Annotated in this window: 19 protein-coding genes; 8 read left to right on the forward strand and 11 right to left on the reverse strand. The window is 74.0% G+C overall.

From position 1 onward, the window contains the following. Positions 1-28: 28 nt before the first annotated feature. Positions 29-1,438, forward strand: coding sequence for a carboxyl transferase domain-containing protein (locus ABGB17_RS01740; protein WP_347625890.1), 1,410 nt, complete (start codon positions 29-31; stop codon positions 1,436-1,438). 92 nt (positions 1,439-1,530) lie between these two features. On the opposite strand, the gene ABGB17_RS01745 is transcribed toward ABGB17_RS01740, so the two are convergent. The 3 genes from ABGB17_RS01745 to ABGB17_RS01755 form a co-directional block, all read right to left on the reverse strand. Then, complete coding sequence (locus tag ABGB17_RS01745; RefSeq protein WP_347625891.1) at positions 1,531-3,195, reverse strand: glycoside hydrolase family 44 protein; 1,665 nt, start codon at positions 3,193-3,195, stop codon at positions 1,531-1,533. A 158-nt stretch (positions 3,196-3,353) separates the two neighbouring features. Then, entirely contained in the window at positions 3,354-3,836 is a 483-nt protein-coding gene (locus ABGB17_RS01750; RefSeq protein WP_347625892.1) for a DUF4396 domain-containing protein, read from the reverse strand. Between the two features lie 96 nt (positions 3,837-3,932). Next, positions 3,933-5,231, reverse strand: a complete 1,299-nt coding sequence (locus ABGB17_RS01755; protein WP_347625893.1) for a DUF4872 domain-containing protein — start codon at positions 5,229-5,231, stop codon at positions 3,933-3,935. A gap of 248 nt (positions 5,232-5,479) precedes the next feature. On the opposite strand from ABGB17_RS01755, the gene ABGB17_RS01760 reads away from it, so the two are divergent. Further along, entirely contained in the window at positions 5,480-5,956 is a 477-nt protein-coding gene (locus ABGB17_RS01760) for a nucleoside deaminase (RefSeq protein WP_347625894.1), read from the forward strand. Between the two features lie 12 nt (positions 5,957-5,968). Here the strand turns inward: ABGB17_RS01760 and ABGB17_RS01765 are convergent, their stop codons facing one another. After that, positions 5,969-6,445 (reverse strand): anthrone oxygenase family protein, encoded by a 477-nt coding sequence (locus ABGB17_RS01765; protein WP_347625895.1) that lies wholly within the window; start codon positions 6,443-6,445, stop codon positions 5,969-5,971. Between the two features lie 127 nt (positions 6,446-6,572). On the opposite strand from ABGB17_RS01765, the gene ABGB17_RS01770 reads away from it, so the two are divergent. After that, on the forward strand, positions 6,573-7,541 hold the full coding sequence (locus tag ABGB17_RS01770) for a LysR family transcriptional regulator (protein WP_347625896.1): 969 nt from the start codon (positions 6,573-6,575) through the stop codon (positions 7,539-7,541). 106 nt (positions 7,542-7,647) lie between these two features. Here the strand turns inward: ABGB17_RS01770 and ABGB17_RS01775 are convergent, their stop codons facing one another. The 3 genes from ABGB17_RS01775 to ABGB17_RS01785 form a co-directional block, all read right to left on the reverse strand. After that, positions 7,648-8,550 (reverse strand): DUF72 domain-containing protein, encoded by a 903-nt coding sequence (locus tag ABGB17_RS01775; protein ID WP_347625897.1) that lies wholly within the window; start codon positions 8,548-8,550, stop codon positions 7,648-7,650. A gap of 9 nt (positions 8,551-8,559) precedes the next feature. After that, positions 8,560-11,094: a tetratricopeptide repeat protein gene (locus ABGB17_RS01780; RefSeq protein ID WP_347625898.1), complete on the reverse strand. Its 2,535-nt coding sequence runs from the start codon at positions 11,092-11,094 to the stop codon at positions 8,560-8,562. A gap of 141 nt (positions 11,095-11,235) precedes the next feature. Then, the gene (locus ABGB17_RS01785) at positions 11,236-12,219 is read right to left on the reverse strand and encodes a cellulose binding domain-containing protein (RefSeq protein ID WP_347625899.1); all 984 of its coding nucleotides are present in this window, start codon (positions 12,217-12,219) and stop codon (positions 11,236-11,238) included. Positions 12,220-12,427: 208 nt separating this feature from the next. Here ABGB17_RS01785 and ABGB17_RS01790 point away from each other — a divergent pair, with 208 nt between their 5' ends. Beyond that, on the forward strand, positions 12,428-13,369 hold the full coding sequence (locus ABGB17_RS01790; protein ID WP_347625964.1) for an MBL fold metallo-hydrolase: 942 nt from the start codon (positions 12,428-12,430) through the stop codon (positions 13,367-13,369). 133 nt (positions 13,370-13,502) lie between these two features. On the opposite strand, the gene ABGB17_RS01795 is transcribed toward ABGB17_RS01790, so the two are convergent. Next, positions 13,503-13,865, reverse strand: a complete 363-nt coding sequence (locus ABGB17_RS01795; protein ID WP_347625900.1) for a hypothetical protein — start codon at positions 13,863-13,865, stop codon at positions 13,503-13,505. Positions 13,866-14,531: 666 nt separating this feature from the next. Between ABGB17_RS01795 and ABGB17_RS01800 the strand changes: the two genes are divergently transcribed. From ABGB17_RS01800 to ABGB17_RS01810, 3 genes are read left to right on the forward strand one after another with little or no spacing between them, the layout of a single operon-like run. Continuing rightward, positions 14,532-14,687 carry a hypothetical protein gene (locus tag ABGB17_RS01800; protein WP_347625901.1) on the forward strand — a complete coding sequence of 52 codons (156 nt, stop codon included), beginning with the start codon at positions 14,532-14,534 and terminating at the stop codon, positions 14,685-14,687. A 45-nt stretch (positions 14,688-14,732) separates the two neighbouring features. After that, positions 14,733-15,050, forward strand: coding sequence for a metalloregulator ArsR/SmtB family transcription factor (locus ABGB17_RS01805; RefSeq protein WP_347625902.1), 318 nt, complete (start codon positions 14,733-14,735; stop codon positions 15,048-15,050). Then, positions 15,047-15,514 carry an SRPBCC domain-containing protein gene (locus tag ABGB17_RS01810; protein WP_347625903.1) on the forward strand — a complete coding sequence of 156 codons (468 nt, stop codon included), beginning with the start codon at positions 15,047-15,049 and terminating at the stop codon, positions 15,512-15,514. The genes ABGB17_RS01805 and ABGB17_RS01810 overlap by 4 nt, the downstream gene beginning before the upstream one ends. A gap of 1 nt (position 15,515) precedes the next feature. Here the strand turns inward: ABGB17_RS01810 and ABGB17_RS01815 are convergent, their stop codons facing one another. Further along, entirely contained in the window at positions 15,516-17,360 is a 1,845-nt protein-coding gene (locus tag ABGB17_RS01815; protein WP_347625904.1) for a WD40 repeat domain-containing protein, read from the reverse strand. A gap of 131 nt (positions 17,361-17,491) precedes the next feature. Continuing rightward, the gene (locus ABGB17_RS01820) at positions 17,492-18,058 is read right to left on the reverse strand and encodes a GNAT family N-acetyltransferase (RefSeq protein ID WP_347625905.1); all 567 of its coding nucleotides are present in this window, start codon (positions 18,056-18,058) and stop codon (positions 17,492-17,494) included. A 99-nt stretch (positions 18,059-18,157) separates the two neighbouring features. On the opposite strand from ABGB17_RS01820, the gene ABGB17_RS01825 reads away from it, so the two are divergent. Then, complete coding sequence (locus ABGB17_RS01825; RefSeq protein WP_347625906.1) at positions 18,158-18,907, forward strand: hypothetical protein; 750 nt, start codon at positions 18,158-18,160, stop codon at positions 18,905-18,907. Between the two features lie 22 nt (positions 18,908-18,929). Here the strand turns inward: ABGB17_RS01825 and ABGB17_RS01830 are convergent, their stop codons facing one another. Further along, entirely contained in the window at positions 18,930-20,276 is a 1,347-nt protein-coding gene (locus ABGB17_RS01830; protein WP_347625907.1) for a cytochrome P450, read from the reverse strand. Positions 20,277-20,321: the final 45 nt, after the last annotated feature.

Consider the following 20,321-nt stretch of genomic DNA (forward strand, 5'->3'; position numbering starts at 1 on the left):
GCTCATTCATGTCTGAACGGAGCTGTCGATGACGATCACCCAGGTGACGCCGGATCCCAGGGCCCCACTGGTACGGCTGGCCGCCCTGCTCGACGAAGGGTCGGTGGAGCCGATCCACGATCCGGGCGGGGGCGGCGTGGCCGCGGTGCGAGGGCGGATCGGCGGCTCGCCGGTGATGGCCTACTGCACCGACGCCACGCTGATGGGCGGCTCGCTGGGCACCGAGGAGGTGGCCCGCATCATCGCGGCCATCGACGAGGCCGTCGTGCGGCGGCGCCCGGTCATCGGCCTGTGGCACTCCGGCGGCGCACGGCTCGCCGACGGCGTGGAGTCCATGGACGCGGTGGGCCGCATGTTCCAGGCGATGATCCGGGCCTCAGGACGCGTCCCGCAGATCTCGGTCGTGCTCGGCCCCGCCGCGGGGGCGGCGGCGTACGGCCCGGCCCTCACCGACCTCGTCATCATGTCGGAGCAGGGCAAGGTGTTCATCACCGGTCCCGACGTCATCTCGATGGTGACCGGCGAGCGCATCGACATGGCCGGGCTCGGCGGCACCGAGGTGCACGCCAGAAAGTCCGGAGTCGTGCACGTGGTCACCGAGACCGAGGCCGAGGCGTACCTGCACGCCCGCCGCATCACCGGCCTGCTGGCCCGCCCCGGCGAGTTCGACATCGAGGAGGCGGGGGAGGAGGACCACGACCTGATCGGCCTGCTGCCCGACCGGCCGCGCCGCGCCTACGACGTGCGGCCGCTGCTGCGCCGCATCCTGGACGGCGGCGGCGACGCGGTGGAGGAGCTGCAGCCGAAGTGGGCGCCCAACATGGTCGTCGGCCTCGGCCGGCTCGGCGGGCGCTCCATCGGCGTGGTGGCCAACAACCCGCTGCGCAAGGGCGGCTGCCTGGACTCCCTCAGCGCCGAGAAGGCCTCCCGTTTCGTCCGCATGTGCGATGCGTTCGGCCTGCCGCTGCTCGTCGTCGTGGACGTCCCCGGCTACCTGCCCGGCGTCGGCCAGGAGTGGGAGGGCGTGGTGCGCCGCGGCGCCAAGCTGCTGCACGCCTTCGGCGAGTCCGTCGTGCCCCGGGTCACCCTCATCACCCGCAAGTCCTACGGCGGCGCGTACATCGCGATGAACTCCCGCTCCCTCGGCGCGGACGCGGTGTTCGCGTGGCCGGAGGCGGAGGTCGCCGTGATGGCCGCCGAGCCCGCCGTCAACGTCCTGCACCGCAAGCGCCTCGCGGCCACCCCCGAGGAGGACCGCGAGAAGCTGCGTGCCGAGCTGGTCGAGGAGCACCGCCGCATCGCGGGCGGCGTCGACCGCGCCATGTCCCTCGGCGTGGTCGACGAGGTCGTCACCCCCGCCCGCACCCGCCGCCGCTTGGTGGAGGCCTTCTCCTCGCTTCCGGAGAACCGCGGCAGGCACGGCAACATCCCGCTGTAGAACGTCCGCGAGCCGGGGCGGCCCTGGCGAAGGGCCGCCCACGGCCGTGCGCGGGCGCCGGGAAGCCGCGGCGGCGGGTCCCGGGAGTGGATCTAGCGGAGCGCCGTCCTCGGCACGACCAGCAGCGTGACCGAGCCGGCCGGGAAGGTGCGGGTGAACGTGCCGTCGGCGGCGATGGGCTGGTCGGCGGCGCGGACGATCGCGGCGGGGGAGGCCGCGGAGTACTGGTAGGCGGTCGCGGTGCCGCGGCGGGCGGTCGCGATGCTCACCGGGCTGGTCAGGTCGGTGGTGCTCTTGTTGACGACCATCAGGGTCAGCGCGCCGTCACGGGTGCGGCGGGCGCCGTACACCGCGAGGGCGCCCTGGTCGGCGCTGGTGGAGCTGACCGACACGTCGCCGAAGCGCGAGCCCGAGCCGTCGTAGTTGAGGTACATGCGGAACGCGTAAGCGCCTGGCTGGTCCGCCGACGGCGGCGCCCACAGGGTGGCCAGGTCCAGGCCCTCGCGGCCGAAGATGCCGAGGATGTCCGCCTGGGCCAGCGCGCCGTTCATCGAGTCGAGCGCGCCCCAGTTGTACTCGGTGATCGCGGTCTTGGTGCCGGGGTACTGCGCCGCGATCAGTTCCTTCATGCGGGGGATCAGCCGCACCTGGGTGCCGATCCAGCTCTCGTCGGTGTACGACGGGTCCCACAGCGCCCGGGTGGAGCGCAGCCGCAGCGCGTTGGTCGCCGGGTCGGCGCCGTTGCCGAACGCCACACCAGGGGCCTGCGGGTAGAAGTGCATGTCGAAGTAGTCCAGGATCCGCTTGCGGTTGGTGTCCTGGTACTTCTTCATCTCGCGCAGGTACCACGCGGTGAACGGCAGCCCGTCGCGCGCCGCCCGGTCCGGCGGGTCGCCCCAGCAGCCGGTGCGGGAGCAGGTCTCCTGGTCCAGGCCCGAGTAGTCCCACGACGTCCAGCCCCAGCCGACCGGGCCGAGCGTCTTGGCGCTCGGGTCGGCGGCCTTCACCGCGGCGGCGATCTTGTACGTCTGGTCGCGCAGCTCGGCGGCGCTCGCGCCCTGCGGGTGCACGTCGCGGTGGGTGGAGTGCCAGATGTCCGGCTCGTTGTCCAGGTTGTAGAACTTCACCCCGCCGCGCGCGGCCGTGCCGTACGTGGTGGTCAGGTGGCGCAGCCAGTCCCTGATGTACTGCGGCCCCACTTCGACGCTGGTGTCGTGCGGGTCGTTGCCCGTCACGTTGGTGCCGTCCGGCTTGACGCCGTTGCCGCAGTCGGGGCGCCACTCGTCGGTGCGCTGCTGCGGGCCGTACTTGGTCACCGAGAAGCCGCACGAGCCGTCCCTGGCCTTCGGCGCCCACCCGATCAGCGGCACCGTCAGGATGGAACTGGTGCCGGTACGCCGGTTCTGGTCCACGAACTCGTCGGTGGACGAGCCGCGGGGCAGCAGCTCCGGGTGGTCGTTCTCCTCGGCGATGTTCTCGAAGAACCAGTCGGACGCGCGGTTCGTGGTGTCGTACAGATAGTGGTACCGCGTCGTCGCGTTCCCGCCCCACCGGCGGACCGGCAGCCGCAGCTCGGCGGCCAGCCCCTCGTCGGTGAAGTTCATGCCGTAGATGTACGGGCTGATCGGGTGCCTGCCCGCGGCCGGGTCGACGGTGAGCCGCGGCCCCGCGTCGGCCTGCGCCGGTCCGGTCATCGGCACCGCGCCCGCCGCGAGCAACGCCGACACGACCGTGAACTTGAGCAGCCTGCTGCGCATGCGCAACCTCCCTCAACGGATCGGCCCACCGTGCACGCCCACCGCACGCCCCGGCAACCGCGCCGGGGCCCCGGTGCCGCCTGACCTGTCCGGACGTGGTCGTACGGCATGCAACTTTCACCGGTGAGCGCGCGGATGAAGATTGGTTGCGCGTGTCCTCAGTGGTGGTAGGCGTGCACCACGGCGTGGCCCTTGCCGCGCCCGATGATCCACTTGTTGACCGGGGTGGTGACGAGGAAGGCGATCACCAGCGACCCGGCCAGGGAGGACCAGAACAGCAGGCTGGTGAGGCCGGCGTCCATGGCGCCGGGGATGACCAGCATCACGGAGTTGTCGATGATCTCCATCACGATGATCGACACGGTGTCGGCCGCCAGCGCCAGCTTGACGGCGGTGCGCCACCCCACGCCCGCCCGGCGCAGCGGGAGCAGGGTGAGCAGGTACCCGAAGAAGAACGCCAGCGCGACGGCGGCGGCGATGGTGGCCGCGTCGTGCCACCCGAACGCCGTGCCGATCACCATGCCGAGGACCTCGCCGATGGCGCAGCCGGTGAGGCAGTGCAGGGTGGCGGAGACGGCCATCCCCCAGGTCGCCTTCCCGGCGGCATGGCCCGCGTGCGCGGAGTGGGTGTGCTCGGACATCGTCTGCGTCCCTTCGGCGGGGGTCGTGCTCTTATGACGGCCAATATACCCCCCTACCGTATAGAGCGCCATTCCCGGCGGAAAGGCGCACCCGGGTCAGATCTTGGCGAGAAGCCGCACCGCGTCCTCCTCCACCCGTACGGCCTGCGCCACCCGCTCCGCCAGCGTGGCCAGCAGGCCGGCGCGGCCCTCGGGCCCGAGAGGGTCGGTCTCGCCGTAGACCGCGGCCAGGCCGGCGGCCTCCTCCCGGGCCGCCCGCAGGCGCGGGACGGCGCGGTGGCCCTCGGTCAGGAGCAGTTCCTCGGACTCCATGACCAGCGCGCGGTAACGGCGGAACTCCGGCGGCAGTGCGGTGGAGGCGACCACGGACCACAGGCGGCCCGCCTCGCGGTAGAGCGTGGCGGCCTCGGTGAGCGCGGGGGCGTCCAGGACTCCGGCGGCCTCGTCCAGGAAAGCGGCGTAGAGGGGGCGCATGGCCCCGGGGGCGCCGTACTCGATCTCCAGGCAGTCGTGGAGGCGCGTCATCGCGGTGAAGAACGCGCGGGCGGTGGCGAAGCGGCGGGGCCAGCCCTGCCTGGTCCGGGTGTCGGCGAGCTGGTCGCGCAGGCGGCGCATGCCGCTCAGGCCGAAGTTGACGTCGAAGGAGTTGCCGAGCACGGGCCCGGTGAGGCCGGCCACGGTGCCGGCGACGGCGTCCCGCAGCGCCCCCCGCGGATCGTCCCGGGGAGCGCCGGTGACGTGGACCATGTGGTGACGGGCCTTGGGCAGGGCGGACCACGCGGCCATCAGGTCGCCGACCGGCAGCTCCTGCGGCTCGGCGCACTGGTCGTCGAGCAGCACCGTGTCACCTTCGATGCCGGCGACGCCGACCTCCAGCGGGTCGGGGAACGGGTACCCGGGGCGCCAGGGCAGCGCGTACCGGTTCACCCGGCACACGGCGGCGCGGCCCCCGGTGAGGACGCCGCGCAGCGCGGCCTCGGCCCGCGCGGGGGACGTGGTGCGCAGCACGTCGTGCGGGATGCCCGCCCTGGTCAGCGCGGTGACGATCATGGGGGCGGGGTGCGCCTGGGTGACGAGGGTGGTCATCGGGTCGTGGCCGCGGTACTCGAACACGGCGTACATGAACCCGATCCCGCCGCCGAGACCGGCCAGCGCGGCCTCGGTGTACGGCAGACCGGTGCACGGCGACACCACGCCGGCCTGCGCGAGGACGTGGGCCAGCAGGGCGGAGTCGTGGTGGACGCCGCCGCCGAACCGGGTGTAGCCCGGCAGCGCCGCGCGGTGGGGCCGGGGCTCGCGGGCCGCGGCGACGTGGCGCAGCGCCGTGGAGTACGACTCGCCGGTCCGCGCCATCCGCGCGCGGACGAGTCTCTTGAGATGCTTGCGCTCGGTCATCGGTCGATCCTCGCGGCGGCGCCGCACACCCCACGCGCCGTGCGAGCCCCGCCGTCGGGGAAACGGTCGTGTGACCTGGCCCGGTGGCTTCGGTGCCCGAGGACATGATCCCCTGCGCCTCCGCGGGGCCGCGCGGCGTGGGCGCGCGGTCAGGAGGTCGGGCGCGGGACGGCGCCACCGGCCACGATAGGCCGTACGCGTGGTCTGTGACAATGGCCGGACGCGCCGGTCGAGACGAGGAGAACGTCATGTGGGACGAAGCGGAGCTCAAGCATCTGAGGCGGTGCGTCGCGCTCGCGCGGGAGGCGCTGGAGGCCGGCGACGAGCCGTTCGGGTCGGTGCTGGTGGCGGGGGACGGGACGGTGCTGGCCGAGGACCGCAACCGCGAGACCTCCGGCGGCGACCAGACCCTGCACCCCGAGTTCGCCCTGGCCCGCTGGGCCGCCGCCAACATGACCCGCGAGGAACGCGCCGCCGCGACCGTCTACACCAGCGGCGAGCACTGCCCCATGTGTGCCGCCGCCCACGGCTGGGTGGGGCTCGGGCGCATCGTCTACGTGGCCTCCTCCCGCCAGCTCGTCGAATGGCTCACCGCGCTCGGTGTCCCCGGGTCGCCGGTCGCCGCCATCCCCGCCGGGCAGGTCGCCCTCCGCGTGAAGGTCGAGGGGCCGGTGGACGAGCTCACCGAGGACATCCGCGCCCTGCACGTCCGCTACCGCAGGTGAACCGGATCCAGGTCAGGCCAAAGCCAGGGCGTAGGCCGCGCAGGCGAAGGCCAGGGTGTGGCCGATCGTGCGGACGAGGTTGAGGGTGACCCACCGCGGTTCGAAGGCGCGGCGCACGGCGCCGAGGTCGGGCACGCGGTCGGGGTCGCCGGCCTGGTCGAGACGGTTGTTCAGGGGGACGTTGCCGGCGATGGTGACGATGAACGACCCCACGTACAGGACCAGGGCGGCGATGAGCCAGGGGAGGGACGGATCGCCCCAGAGGACGGCCACCGCGGCGATGAGCAGGGGGATCGGGCCGAGGAAGCAGATCATGAACAAGGGGTTCAGGATGGTGCGGTTGATGTTCTGCATCCCCTCGACCAGCACACGGTCGGAGGAGCGGGCGAACGCGGGCATCACCGCGTGGGCGAAGACGGCGAACAGGCCGGCCGTCAGGCCGGTGGTGACGACCGCGGCCAGCAGTACGGCGGTCTGGAGAGGGCTCACGGTGGGGTCACTCCTGCGTGCGGGATCCTGACCCCTCAACGATCATGCAGGAAGGGGCGGCCGGGCAAGTCCCCGCTGTGCAAGGATCGTTAACTCATGGGTTAACGAACCGGGCGGAGGCAGGCGGGTGGAGCGGCGGGAGATCGAGATATTCCTGACCCTGGCCGAGGAACTGCACTTCGGGCGCACCGCCGACCGGCTCGGGGTGTCGGTCGCCCGGGTGAGCCAGACCGTCAAGCGGCTGGAGCGGCGGATCGGGGCGCCGCTGTTCGAGCGGACCAGCCGCCGGGTGGCGCTGACGCCGATCGGGAGCCGCCTGCACGACGATCTGCGTCCCGCCTGGCGATGCGTCCTGGAGGGGATCGAACGGGCCGTGGCGGCGGGACGCGGCGTGGAAGGCGTGCTGCGGGCGGGGTTCGTGGGCACGGGCGTGGGACGGTTCCTGCTGCAGGTCGCCGAGACGTTCCAGGCGGGGTATCCCGGGTGCCAGGTGCTGATCCGGGAGGCGAGGTACAGCGACGCGCTGGCGCTGGTGCGTGCCGGTGAGGTGGACGTGCTGCTCGCGGCGGCGCCGGTGGACGAGCCCGATCTGGAGGCCGGGGAAGTGCTGTTCCGCGAGCCGTCCGCCCTCGCGGTCGCGGCGCGGCACCCGTTCGCGCGGCGCGCCTCGGTCAGCATGGAGGACCTGGCACGGGAACCGGTGCTGCGCCCCGGCGAGGTGCCCGGTTACCTCGACCGCAGCGTGGTGCCGGCCCGCACGCCGGGCGGGCTGCCCATCGAGCGCGGCCCCGGGTTCGGCACCGTCCAGGAGATGCTGGCCCTGGTCGGCGCGGGCAGAGGGGTCTTCCCGGTGCCCGCGCACGCGGCACGCTACGACGCGCGGCCCGACGTCGCGTACGTCCCGCTGGAGGACGGGCCGCCGTACGAGTGGCGCCTGATCTGGCGGGCCACCGCGCGCACCGCCAGGGTGCGCGCCTTCTGCCGTGCCGCGCGGGACTTCGCCGCCCGGGACGCCGACCCGCTGCTCGGCCCGGCCGGCTCCGCCCGCCCGGCCGGGGGAGAGGCGCGTGCCCGCCGTCCGTCCCCCGGCTCCTAGCCCCGTTTTCCGCACATCGCCCTCGACGACCTGCACGGATCACTCACCGCACCGAATATCACAGAACACCTGACCAGGGACATTCGGGCTCGTGCGGAAAACAGGCCTAGCGGGGCAGGACGACGCCGGCGTCGCGGGCGGCGAGAAGGTCCATGAGGCGGGCCGCGTTGCGTTGCGAGTTGTCGGCGCAGCAGTTGTTGGTGAGCACGTGCGTGGTCTTCGCGGTGGCCGCGAGTCCGGCGATCCGGCCGGCCCAGTCGTCCAGTTCCTCCTCGGAGTACAGGTAGCCGAAACGCTCCTCGATGATCCTGCTCGTCCACTTGTCCGAATGCCCGTGCAGCCGCACCACCGACAGTCCCGCGGTGGCCGCGAGCACCGGCGGCACCGACGAGGGGTGGCCCTGCGGCATGTCCACGCAGACGTACGGCAGGTCGTTGACGGCGAGGAACTCCAGGGTGCCCGCGCGGTTCTCCTCGCTCATCCAGGTGGTGTTGCGGAACTCCACGCAGACGGGCAGCGGCAGGCACCGGTCCCGGCACTCCAGGATGTATCGCCGGTTCGCCTCGCCGCGCGGGAACCACTGCGGGAACTGCAGCAGCACCGCGCCGAGCTTGCCCGCGTCGTGCAGCGGGCGCAGCGCGGAGGTGAACCGCAGCCACACCTCCTCCACGACGGCGGGGTCCACGTCCCGCAGGTACACGGTGCGTTTCGACGTGGCGAGCCGCTCACGCAGGTCCTTGTAGATGGCGTCCACCCGGGTGGGGTGCTGGGTGAGCAGGGAGAACGCCTTCACGTTGAAGGTGAAGCCGTCCGGGGTGCGGTCGCGCCACAGCTCGGCGGTGCGCTCGGCCGGCGGGTGGTAGTAGGTGGCGTCCACCTCGACCAGCGGGAACCGGGAGGCGTAGTACGCGAGGCGCGCCTCGGCGCCGGCGGCGTGGGGCGGGTACCAGCCGGAGGCGAGCAGAGACTTGTCCGTCCAGGAGGCCGTGCCGACAAGGATCTTGCCCATGCGGTCACGCTACGTCCCTCCGGCCCGGCCGATGCGGCGTTTCGCGTCATCGGCCGCCGGAGGGTCGCCGAGGCGGGCCAGCACCCGGTCCGCCTCGGGCACGCCGAGACTGCGGTAGGCGGCCAGCGCGGCGCGCCAGTGCTCCCGGGCCTGCGCCGTGTGGCCGGTGCCGGACAGGACGTGCGCGACGCCGTCCAGCGCGCGGGCCTGCTCGTACCGGTCGCCGGTCCGCTCGGCCAGCGCCAGCGCGGCCCGGTGGCGGGCCAGCGCCGAGTCGGGCTGCCCCATGGCGTGCAGCGTCTCGCCGAGCGTGTTGAGCGTCTCGACCTCCAGGTTGCGGTCCGCCGTCTCACGGCTGATGGCGAGCGCGCGGTGCAGGTGGTCCAGCGCGTCCGCGTGCCGCCCGACCCGCAGGTACACCGCGCCCATCGTGCCGACCGCGCTGCCCTCGCCGCCCGGGTCGCGGGCCGCGCGGCAGTCGGCGAGCGCCTGGCCGAGGTGCTCGAGCGCCTCGTCGTGCCGGCCGAGCAGGTTGTACAGCGCCCCGAGGTTGCCGAGCGCGTAGCCCCGCAGGCGCAGGTCGCCGACCTCGGCGAACACTTCGGCGGCCCGCGTCTGGCGTGCCGCCGCCTCCTCGTACCGCCCGAGCCGCCGGCACATGATGCCGATGTTCACGAGCTGGGCGCCCTGCGCGTGCCGGTTCCCGGTCCGCTCGAAGACGGCGAGCGCGGCGCGCAGCACGTCCAGCGACCGCTCCAGGTCGCCGAGCCGCTCGTGCACCAGCCCGAGCCGCCCGAGCACCCGGGCCTCGCCCTCGGCGTCGCCCTCCCGCCTGGCGCTCTCCAGGGCCTGCTCGAACAGGGCCCGCGCCTCACGGTGGTCGCCCAGCCACCAGCGGATGCCGCCGAGGTTGGTCAGCACCCCGGCCAGGCCGTGGCCGCCGGCCGGCGCGGCCTCCGCGGCGGCGCCGTGCAGCGTGAGCGCCTCCTGGTAGTGGCAGTGCACCTCCAGATGACGCCACAGGACACGGGACAGGTCGACGGCGTGCCGCGGCCGGCCGTGCCGCGCGGCGTGCACGGCCACCGCGACCAGGGTGGGCCGTTCCCGGTCCAGCCAGCGGGACGCCTGGCCGGGCTCGCCGACCGGCGGGGCGGGGGGGCGCGGCGGCGGGACCACGGGCCGTCCGCGCTCGTACGGGTACAGCGTGTCCATCGCCGCGGCGGCGGTGCTCAGGTAGTGGTCGAACAGCCGGGTCAGCGGCTCCCGCCCCTCGGTGGCGCGCTCCACCGCGAACGCGCGCAGCAGGTCGTGCATGGTGTACCTGCCGGGACCCACCTGCTCGACGAGGTGACCGCGGGCCAGCTCGTCCAGCAGCGCGGCCGCCCGTCCCGTCCCGGTGCCGGCCAGCGCGGCGGCGCCGTACATGTCGAACTCCCGGCCCGGGTGCAGGCCGAGCAGGTCGAACAGGCGGGCCGCCGCGGCGGGCAGGTGGCGGTGCGACCAGGAGAACACCGACCGCACCGCCGTGCGCGTGTCGCCGGCGGCGTCCAGCAGGTCCAGGCGTCGCTGCTCGTCGCGCAGCTCGGCCACCAGCTCCGACAGGGGCGCCATGGGCCGTGACGTGGCCATCTCGGCGGCGATCCGCAGCGCGAGCGGCAGCGGGTTCTGGTCCACCCGGGGCCCGATGAGGGTGCGCAGCAGGTCGGCTGACTCGTCCGGGGTGAGCGTGGTGAGGTCGATGCGCAGGGCGCCCTCCCGCGCCACCAGCCCGGCGAGGGCGTCGCGGCTCGTCACCACCACCATGCACGACGGCGTGCCGGGCAGCAGGGGGCGCACATGGTCGGCGCTGTGCGCGTTGTCCAGCACCACCAGCATGCGGCGCCCGGCGAGCAGCGTGCGGTAGAGGGCGGCCCGCTCGGCGACGTCGTCGGGGATGTCGGCGGGCTCCACGCCGAGGGCGCGCAGGAAGGCGGCCAGCGCGTCGGCGGCCGGCACGGGACTGCCGGGATCGTACCCGCGCAGGTCGAGGTAGAGCTGGCCGCCGGGGAACCGCTTGGCCACCCGGTGCGCCCAGTGCACCGCCAGGGCCGTCTTCCCCACCCCGGCGGTGCCCGCCACCGCGGAGATCACCACCGCGGGACGGCGCTCGCCCGCGGCGAGCATGGCGTCCAGGCCGGCGAGCTGCCCGGCGCGGCCGGTGAACCCGAACACGTCGAGCGGGAGCTGCCGCGGCACCGGCCCCTCGGCCGGCGCCGCCACCCGGCGGTTCTCCTCGACCTGGTCGCGGGCGGTGGCCAGGGCACCCATCTCGGCGGGGCTCGCGCCGAGCAGGCCGATCAGCACGTCGAAACGCTCGGTGGGCGGCAGGATGCGCCCGGACAGGTACTCCCCGATGATGCCGTGCGACCACCCGGTGGCGGCGGCCAGCTCACGGTAGGTCAGCTCGGGCCGGCCCTGCCTGCGGGCATGGCGGCGGCGCAGCCCGCGCAGGATGCGCGCGAGGTCCGCCACGGTGCGGACCTCGGCGACGCGCCACGCCGCCACGTCAGGAAGGGGCTCGGCAGGCCCGAGGGGACGACCGTCGATGGGGGATAGTAACCACGCCGGACGGCCCGCGCGCGAGTGCGGGCCGTCCGCGTCATGACGCCCCGGCCCGCGCGGGAGACGGCGCGGGCCGCTTTCACGTCACGACGTGCAGGGCACCCCGTTGAACGAGAACTCGCTCGGCGGGGTGAACGGGACGGCCGAGCCGGCGAAGCCGGTCGAGAGCCGCCCGCCCGGGCCGATGGTGTTCGTGAACGACCTCGGGGCGAGCGTGCCGGTAGCCCCGTCGCGGGTCAGCACGCCGCCGAACACGCTGTTCGCGGTCGCCGTGGCCGGCAGGGTGAACCGGACGGTCCAGCCGGTGATCGGCGCGGTGGTGGTGTTCACGACGGACACGTTCGCCGTGAAGCCCGGGTTGTAGGTGATGATCTGGACGGTGCACGACGGCACCGCGGTGGCGGGCAGCGTGGTCAGCACGCCGGTCGCCGACCTGGCCGACTGGTTGCCGCGGGCGTCGAAGGCGATCACCGCGTAGCTGTAGGAGGTGCTGGGGGACAACCCCGCCAAGGACTGGAACCGCGCCGCGGGCCCCACGGTACGGATGGTCGTCCACGTCCCGTCGACGAGCTGCTGCAGGTGGTACCCGGCGACCTGCACGTTGTCGGTCGTCTCCGGCCAGAAGGCGTTGCCCGCCGTGGTGGTCACACTGCTGAACGTCGGCGCCGCGGGCGTGGTGGGCGGCACGGTGTCCGGCCCGCTCAGCGTCGTGAACGACACCGGCGCGGAACGGGCGCTCGTGGTGTACCCCAGCCCCGCGACGGGGATCGAGTACACCCGGAAGGTGTACGTGGTGCCCGGCGTCAGCCCGGTGACGATCAACTGCCCGTACAACCCCCGGGCGTACTCCTGCCACACCGCGCCGACCTTGAACTCCACGACGTCCTGCGCCGACGCCCCGTTGCGTAACCACTGCAGGTCGGCACCGGTGTCGGACACGTGCAGCGCCTGCACGTTGGCGGGCGCCGGCAGCGGTTCCTCCGCCAGCGCGGGCCCGGCCGCGCCCCCGAGCACGCCGAGCACCACTGCGGCTCCCGCGAGGAGCCGCGCGATCATTCTTCGCTTCACTTCCCATGAACCTTTCAGCGATGGGGCAGGGCCCCGTCCGTCCGGCCCTCTGGGCCACATGGTCGCGGGGCACGCGGTGATATGTGGACGATCCTGGACACGGCTGGACAGCCCCCTGCGTCCGTTCCGGGGGGTTCGCCGGGCGGGGCATCATGGCATGCGGCATCATCTCGGGGCGGGAAGGGACCTCGAAGTGAAGGTGGAGACGATGGGCGCGGGGACCGACACGTCGCCGGGAGCGGCGGCGCTGCGGGAGATCACGGACGGGGTGTACGCCTGGGTGCAGCCCGACGGCACATGGTGGATCAACAACGCCGGGGCCGTCGCCGGGGACGGCGAGGTCGTGCTGGTGGACACCTGCGCCACCGAGCGCCGCACCCGGCTGTTCCTCGACGCCGTCGCGGCCGCCACCGGCGACGCCCCCGTCCGCGTGGCCGTCAACACCCACCAGCACGGCGACCACACCTACGGCAACAGCCTGCTGCCCGCCGGCACGCTGCTCATCGCGCACGAGGCCACCCGGGCCGCGCAACTCGCCGACCCGGTCATCGACGGCTGCCCGCCTTTCTGGTCACCGGTGCCCGACTGGGGCGCGGTCACGCGGCGCGTGGCGGACGTGGTCCTCCGCACGGACCTGACCGTGTTCGCCGGCAGCCGGCGCGTCGACCTCGCGCACCCCGGCTTCGCGGCCCACACCCCCGGCGACGTGGTGGCCTGGCTGCCCGGGGAACGGGTGCTGTTCACCGGCGACCTGCTGTTCCACGGCTTGACCCCGCTGGTCCTCATGGGCTCGGTCGAAGGCGCCCTGCGCTCCCTGGACTGGCTCGCCACCTTCGGCGCCGCCCACGTCGTCCCCGGCCACGGCCCCCTCATCCCCGGCGCCGACCTCCCAGGCGTACTGGCCCAGCACGAGCGCTACTACCGGTACGTCATGGACACGGCACGCGACGGCCTGCGCGACGGCCTGTCCCCCCTGGACACCGCCCGCCGCGCCGACCTGGGCGAGTTCGCCGACTGGGCAGACGCCGAACGCCTGGTCCCGAACCTGCACCGCGCCTACGCCGACCTGGGCCACGCCGAACCGGACCTGGCGACCGCCTTGACGGACGCCGTCACCTGGCGCGGCGGGCCGATGCCGACCTCCGTCTGACCGCCAGGCGGTGAAGTCCGGTACCCGGGGCGGCGGGGGCAGTCCGACCTCCGTCTGACCGCCGTCACGCCGGCAGGCGGTGAGGTCCGGCACCAGGGGCCGTGGGGTCAGGCCGGCATCCCTGCGAGCTCTGTCACGGTCGCCACGTGGTGAAATCCAGCACCAAGCGCTGCGGGGCGGACGGCCGACAGAGGACGATCGTGGCGGACACGACGTTCCCCTCGGTGGTTGTGACGCAGAACGACCGCCCCGCCCCGACCGCGGCGAGGTCCGCCGTCCGGTCCGCCCTCGCCTCCAGCGCCCGCCCGCAGGCGACCCGGCCACCGTGCGGGGACCGGGCGAGCACCGCCGGATCCGCCGCGGCGACCAGGTGCGCCGGCAGCGGCGTGGTCTCCGTGGGGAAGTACAGGTCGGCCCCGAGGACAGCCCCGGCCGTCCCGGTCTCGAAGTCCACCTTGTCCTCCGGCCCGAGCTCCAGCCGTCCCGAACGCAGCACTTCCTCGCCGTCCCCGTCCCTGCGCCGGCGACCGGGGGGGGGACGTGCCCCCGGGCGAGACGGCCGTGGCCGACGGCAGGCCGTCCGTCGGCGCGGGGCCGCCGCCACCCGTGGGCCGTGCCTTGACGTCCGGCGCGCCCCGTGCCCGTGCGGCCAACACCCCGCCACCAGGGCCACGGCGAGCACTCCCGCCGCGGCCACCATGGTCCAGCGGGGCGCCGCCACGACCTTTCCGCCCTCCGGGCGGCCTCCCGTAGCGGGCGGTGGGTCCTCCAGTGCCGGCGGAACCCGCCGGTGGTGACGAGCCGGTGGTGGCGGGTGGCTGTGGTGAGTCGGGGATGGCGGGCGGCCGTGAGGAGTTCGTGGGGGCGGGCGGCTGTGGTGAGTCCGAGGGGCGGACGGTCGTGAGGTGACGGCGCCGGATGGGCTCGTGGTCGGGGCGGTCGCGCCGGAGTTCAGGTTGGACGGGCCCGGTGGGGAGGCGTCCGGGACGGGGGAGCTGCGGGGGAGGCGCAGCCTTCTGTTGTCCTGGGATCCGGCGTGCGGGTTCTGCGAGCGCATGCTTCCCGATCTCAGGGCATGGGAGGCGGAGCCCGGCGGGGTGGCGCTGGTCGTCGTCTCCACAGGGACGGTTGAGGAGACCCGGGTCTCGGGCTGGTGGCGCCGGTGCCGGCTGATGAGGGGTTCACGGTGGGGCCGCTGTTTCGGGGCGCACGGTACGCCGACGGGGGGCTGGTGGACGAGGACGGGCGGATCGCTTCTGAGATGGCGGTGGGAGCGCCCGCCGTGCTCGCGCTCGCCCGCGGGGCCGGCGAGCGTTGACTCCGCCGCAGGCGGCGGGCTATAGTGAACCATATGGTTCAGTCTTTGCTCGACCGAACGTTCGCCGCCCTGTCGGACCCGACGAGGCGCGAGATCCTCGTCCGGCTCGGCGGTGGGCCGGCTTCCGTCAGTGAGCTGGCCGAGCCGTTCGGGATGACGCTGACCGGTCTCAAGAAGCACATCCAGGTGCTGGAGGAGGCGCGGCTGGTCACCACCGAGAAGACCGGGCGGGTGCGCACGTGCCGGCTCGGCCCGGGCCACCTGGAGGACGCCGTGCAGTGGATCGACACCTATCGCCGCCAGTGGGAGCGCAGGCTCGACGGCCTTGAGGCCTACCTGGACAGCAAGAAGGGAAACCAGTGAATCACGACCTGAGCGTGGAACGTGTGTTCAACCATCCCCCGGAGGTCGTCTTCGACGCGTTCACCGACGCCGAGGCGCAGAAGATCTGGTTCGTCCTCGGGCCGGACGGGCGTCCCGACGGGAGCTTCGTCGAGGCCGAGTGCGACCCGCGGGTGGGTGGTGAGTGGGTCCTCGCCTGGGGCGACGCCGACAAGCCGTTCCGGGAGCGCAACGTCTTCCAGATCGTCGACCGGCCGCGCCGCCTGGTGCTGAGCTCCACCGGCTGGAGCCCGGACGGCGACCGCCTGGACACCACGGTCGAGGTGCTGTTCGAGGATCTGGACGGCAAGACCCGCATGACCGTCAACCAGAGCGGCCTGCGCACCGTCGAGGAGCGCGACTTCTTCGCCGGGACGGCGTGGAACGGCGCCTTCGACCGCGTCGAGCACTACCTGGACCTCCCCGAGGAGGCCCGGGCCCGCTGAGTCACCCCGGGGCGGGGCCGAGGTCCCACATGCGGACCCGTTCGTCGCGCCCCGCGGCGACCAGCACGCCGCGGCCTGCCACGGCACCGAGGGTCACCCGGACGAACGCCGGGCCGGTGTCCACGGTGCCGAGGACGGCGGACCGGGTGAGGTCCCAGACCCGCACGGTGCCCTCACCCGCCAGGGTCACCGCGACCGGCCGGTCGCCGAGCCTGCCGGACAGGACCTGCTGGACGCCCTTCCGGTGGCCGCGCAACGGGGGCGCGACCTCCTTGCCGGTGCGCGGGTCCCAGATGCGCACCGCCTCGCCGCGTCCCGACAGCACCACAGGGGCGCAGCGCAGGCGGCCGGTGGTGAACGCCCCGCTGTCCCCGCCGACCCCGGGGACGGTGCGCAGGCGCCGCCCCGTGGCGAGGTCCGACACGCGGGACCGCCGCCGCACCTCCACCACCGCCGTGCGTCCGTCCAGGTCGATCAGCGTGTACCGGCCGGGCCGGGCGGCGCTCACGGCCACCGGCACGCCCACGGTGGCCCGGGTGGCGAGGTCCGTCACCCGGGTACGCCCGCCGGCGGCGTCCAGCAGCAGTATGCGGCCACCGAACTCGACGGCCCGGGCCGTCTCCGGCACCGGGATCGGCTCGCCGATCCCGGTGCGGGTGGTCAGGTCCCACAGCCGCAGCAGGCCGCCGCCCTGGCCGGCGACGACGGGCCGCCCGGCCGTCCGTCCCGCGGTGACCATGTGCACCGGGCCGCCGGGGTGGGTCATGGGCGGGCCGGAGCGCCGGCGGGCGGCGAGATCCCAGACGACGATCCGGCCGTCGTACCCGGCGGTGACGGCGATCGGCGCGCCGCCGGTGGTGGCGGTGACCCACTCGATCTCGTCGGTGTGGCCCTCCGGCCCGGCGGAGGCCACCAGCCGGGCGGTGTCCAGGTCCCACAGCCGCACAGTGTCGTCGGCGCCGCCGGTCAGCGCGTACGCGTGGCCGCCGATGGACCTGGTGGCCACGAAGAGCCCGCGGAACATGATGCGCCCGTCGGCGGCCGGAAGCCGCGGGCCCGGGATGACCGCGAGCGCGCGGCGGGTGACCGGGTCCCAGAGGGTGATCGCGCCCGACGCCGTGCCCTCCTCGTCCAGGGGCTGGTTCACGGTGAGCAGCGCCACGCGGTCGCGCAGGGACACCTTGCGCACTGCGGAGAAGTCGCCGGCGATGCCCGCCAGCGGCCTGCCCGTGCGCAGGTCGAAGAAGCGCAGCGGGTCGGGCCCCGGCTCGTTCTCGTCCCCGCCGTCGTCGTTGACGACCGCCGTGGGCCGGCCGCCGATGTTCAGCACCACCAGCCCGTTGACGCCGTTGTCCTCCCCGAGCCCGGCACGCGGCCCCACCCGGTGCCCGGTGGCGACGTCGGTCAGCACGAGCTCGTCGCCGGCGGTCACCCGGGTGGGCCGGCCGGAGAGCCGGATGACCGGCGCCTGGTCCCGCTCCACGGCGAGCTCCTCGCCCCGGAACGTCCGCGACCCGATGACGCTCAGGGGCCGCCCCACGTCGACCGGCTCGCCGGCCGGTGCGAGCGACGGCACGTCCCACACCCGCAGCGTCCCCTCCTCGCCCGAACTGACGGCCACCGTCCGCGCCCCGAGCCGCCCGAACGCCACCGCCGTGATGTTCGTGTGCCCGTCCCCGATCTGGACGGCCGCACCGAAGACGGCGGGCGCCGGTGTCCGGGGCCGCTCGTCACACAGCCGCGGCTCGGGCGGCTCCTGCCGGTACACGGGGCCTGGCGCGACCAGCACCAGCAGGCTGAGCGTCGCCAGCGCCGGCCCGAGCAGCCTGGAGCGGAAAAGTCTCAAGCCCGAAACATTACCGTTCGTCGCGGACCGTGAGACGGATCCCGTTCATCCGGCGGCCACCGCACGGACACCGGCGACTGCGGGCCGGCCGCCCGTCCCGGTCAGGCCTTCCGCCCTCGGCCGCCGGGTCGTCAGCGGACCAGGCCGTGGATGTGCATGTCGTGCCAGCCGTCGGCGTGCCGCAGGGAGCTGCGGAGTACGCCCTCGGCGGTGAAACCGGTGCGGACGGCCACGCGGCAGGAGGCGGGGTTGGCCATGGAGTGGCGCAGTTCCAGCCGGTGCAGCCCGAGGTCGTCGAAGGCCCAGCGGGCCAGCTCGGTGACCGCCCGCACGGTGACACCGCGTCCCCGGGCGGCGGGCAGCGTCCAGTACGCGACCTCGCCGAGGCCGAGCGCCAGGTCGATCGTGCGCAGCGCGACCCGCCCGAGCACCGCGCGCCCGTCGGTGACCGCCCAGGACGCGCCGGTCTCCAGCCGCCACCGGGCCTGCCAGACCGCGATGAGCCGGGCCGCCTGGTCCTCGCCGAGCGCCCCCTCCAGGTTCCACAACTGGATCGCCGGATCCGTGAACGCCTCCCGCACCACCGCGACGTCCCCTGCCTGCCAGGGCCGCAGCACCAGCTCCCCGGTCCGCAGGTCCGGCTGCTCCGTGTCCCGCATGGCGCCGTGGGCGACGACCGGGGGAATGGGGGTATGCACGTTGGCGATTATGCAGGTGAGGGCGTTTCGCCCTGGATCCGGGGTCAGGCGGTCTGTCGGCGGGTCGAACCGTCGGGCCGCGTGATACGTGATGGGGGCATGAAGTTCCGTGCGGTCACCCTGATGTTGCTGGTCGCTGCCGCCGTGGTCGTCCTGCCGGGGACGGCGTGCGCGTGTTCCTGCGCGCCGCTGAGACCCGAGGACCAGATGCGGGGAGCGGCGGCGGTCTTCACCGGGACGGTGGTGGCGGCGCGGGAGGTGGGGGGCGGGCCCTCGGGGGTCACGCCGCCGGTCGTCTACACCTTCCGGAGTGACCAGGTGTACAAGGGGAAGGCGGCGTCGACGTACCAGGTCGCCACCAACCGCGACAGCGCGGCGTGCGGTGTCAATTTCGGGGCGGGGAACCGGTATCTGGTGTTCGCGGCCTCCGGTCCTTCGGGGCTGCTGGCGGTGGATCCCGGGGTCGATCTGACCACCTCGTTGTGTGCGGGCAACCAGCAGGTGCGGCCGGGGACGGGACGGCTGCGGGCCGCTGACGGGATCCCGGCGGAGTCGCCGCTGCCCGCCGACCTTCTCGCCGCCCTCGGGAGCCCGGAGCGGCCGCCGGGGGGCGCCGTCCCCCCGTCGTCGCCGGAGCCGGGCGCTCCCGCGCGGAGCCCGGCTCCCGGTGCGAGCGCGCCGCCGGAGCCCGCGCCGGTGAGCCCGGCGCCGTCCTCGTTGACCGCGACGCCCGTCTCCGGTGGCGGGCCCGCGCCGGTGTGGACGTTCCCGATCGCCGCCGCCGCGGTCGTGGTCCTCGCCGCCGCGGGCTGGTGGCTCGCCCGCCGTCGCGCCGGACCGGGGTCCTGACGCGGCGGCGGGCGCCCTTCCTTCACTGACGCCACAGAGTGGTCACGCTCCCGGTGAGCCGGGGGCGCGGGCCCGGGACCGGGTGGACGTGGACGGGGGCCCTCGGGGCGGCGGTGACGCCGGATTTCATGCGGTAGTCGACGCGGGTGGTCAGCAGGCGGGGGAGGGGACGCCGGGCGATCATGCCGAGTGTGGTGCGGACCTGTGCCTCGGCGAAGGCCGCCCCGAGGCAGCGGCGGGCGCCGACGCCGAAGGGGAAGTACTCGTACGGCGAGGGCGCGGCGCCGTCCAGCCAGCGGCGCGGCAGGAAGGCGTACGGGTCGGGGAAGACCACCGGGTCGTGGTGGGCGACCACCGCGGCGGTGAACAGCAACGCGCCCCGGGGCACCGGGTCCGAGCCGTTCACCGGCACGTCCGCCGTCACCCGGCGCGGCAGGCCGAGAGGGACGACGGGCAGCAGGCGCTGCGACTCCTTGATCACCGCGTCGAGCATCGCGGGATCGGTCAGGTCCAGCTCCCCGGCTTCCTCGGCGGCGAGCATCGTGACCAGTGCCCACGTCATGGTCATCGCGGTGGTCTCGAACCCGGCCGCGAAGAACCCGTGCAGCTCGCCGGCCACCTCCTCGGTGGTCAGCCGGTCGCCGTCCTCGTCGGTGGCGTGGCAGATGATCGAGAGGGCGTCCGGCCGCACCGGCTCGCCGCGCCGCCGCTCGATCAGCCGGGCCAGATGCTCGTAGGCCTCCGCCGTGGAGCGCACCCACCGGCCGTACGGGGTCCAGGGGCGCTCCCAGGGCAGCAGGATCACCAGCGGGTGAGCGACCAGGTCGCTCACCCGCAGAATGTCGTCGGCGACATCCAGATGCCGCTCGGGATCGGCGGTCCCGAGCAGGCACCGCAGCATGTTCACCTTGGAGATCCACAGGAATTCCGCGACCATGTCGAACGGCTCGGAGGAGCCGGCGAACCGTGATCGCCGGAATGTCTCGGCGAACACCTCCTGGTAATGCTCCATCGCCGTTCTGTGCACCACCGGCATCAGCAGTCGCCTGCGCCTGCGGTGCTCCTCGCCGTTGGCGGTGATGACCGCCTCGAACATGCGCGAGTACGGCCGTCCCTGCGGGATGTTGAAAACGCCGTCCGCGGCGCGGTGGAAAGTCGCGTTGTCGGTCTGGACCTGGCGCACCGACGGCTCGCCGAGCGCCACCACGATGGAGGCGTTGCCCGAGGTCACCGGCACGACGGGCTGGGAGTGGTACGGCGCCATCGCGCGCAGCGCGTAGAAGGCGCTCCTGGTGAGGAACCTCAGATTGTTGAGCACGGGAAGCCCGCGCGGGCCGTCGGCGCGCATTCGCAGCGACGTGTCGAACATTTTGGCCGGGGGAGGCGATTGTGTGGTCGTGGTAAGGGGGTCGTT

The sequence above is a fragment of the Sphaerisporangium sp. B11E5 genome (assembly GCF_039871875.1).
Classification (GTDB): Bacteria; Actinomycetota; Actinomycetes; order Streptosporangiales; family Streptosporangiaceae; genus Sphaerisporangium.

What these genes read in the sequence shown, in the direction of transcription:
- ABGB17_RS01750 (WP_347625892.1), bottom strand. Translation starts at nt 3,836, where the DNA reads ATGTCCGAGCACACCCACTCCGCGCACGCGGGCCATGCCGCCGGGAAG.
- ABGB17_RS01755 (WP_347625893.1), bottom strand. Translation starts at nt 5,231, where the DNA reads ATGACCGAGCGCAAGCATCTCAAGAGACTCGTCCGCGCGCGGATGGCG.
- ABGB17_RS01825 (WP_347625906.1), top strand. Translation starts at nt 18,158, where the DNA reads ATGAAGTTCCGTGCGGTCACCCTGATGTTGCTGGTCGCTGCCGCCGTG.
- ABGB17_RS01745 (WP_347625891.1), bottom strand. Translation starts at nt 3,195, where the DNA reads ATGCGCAGCAGGCTGCTCAAGTTCACGGTCGTGTCGGCGTTGCTCGCG.
- ABGB17_RS01760 (WP_347625894.1), top strand. Translation starts at nt 5,480, where the DNA reads ATGTGGGACGAAGCGGAGCTCAAGCATCTGAGGCGGTGCGTCGCGCTC.
- ABGB17_RS01775 (WP_347625897.1), bottom strand. Translation starts at nt 8,550, where the DNA reads ATGGGCAAGATCCTTGTCGGCACGGCCTCCTGGACGGACAAGTCTCTG.
- ABGB17_RS01740 (WP_347625890.1), top strand. Translation starts at nt 29, where the DNA reads ATGACGATCACCCAGGTGACGCCGGATCCCAGGGCCCCACTGGTACGG.
- ABGB17_RS01830 (WP_347625907.1), bottom strand. Translation starts at nt 20,276, where the DNA reads ATGTTCGACACGTCGCTGCGAATGCGCGCCGACGGCCCGCGCGGGCTT.
- ABGB17_RS01790 (WP_347625964.1), top strand. Translation starts at nt 12,428, where the DNA reads ATGGGCGCGGGGACCGACACGTCGCCGGGAGCGGCGGCGCTGCGGGAG.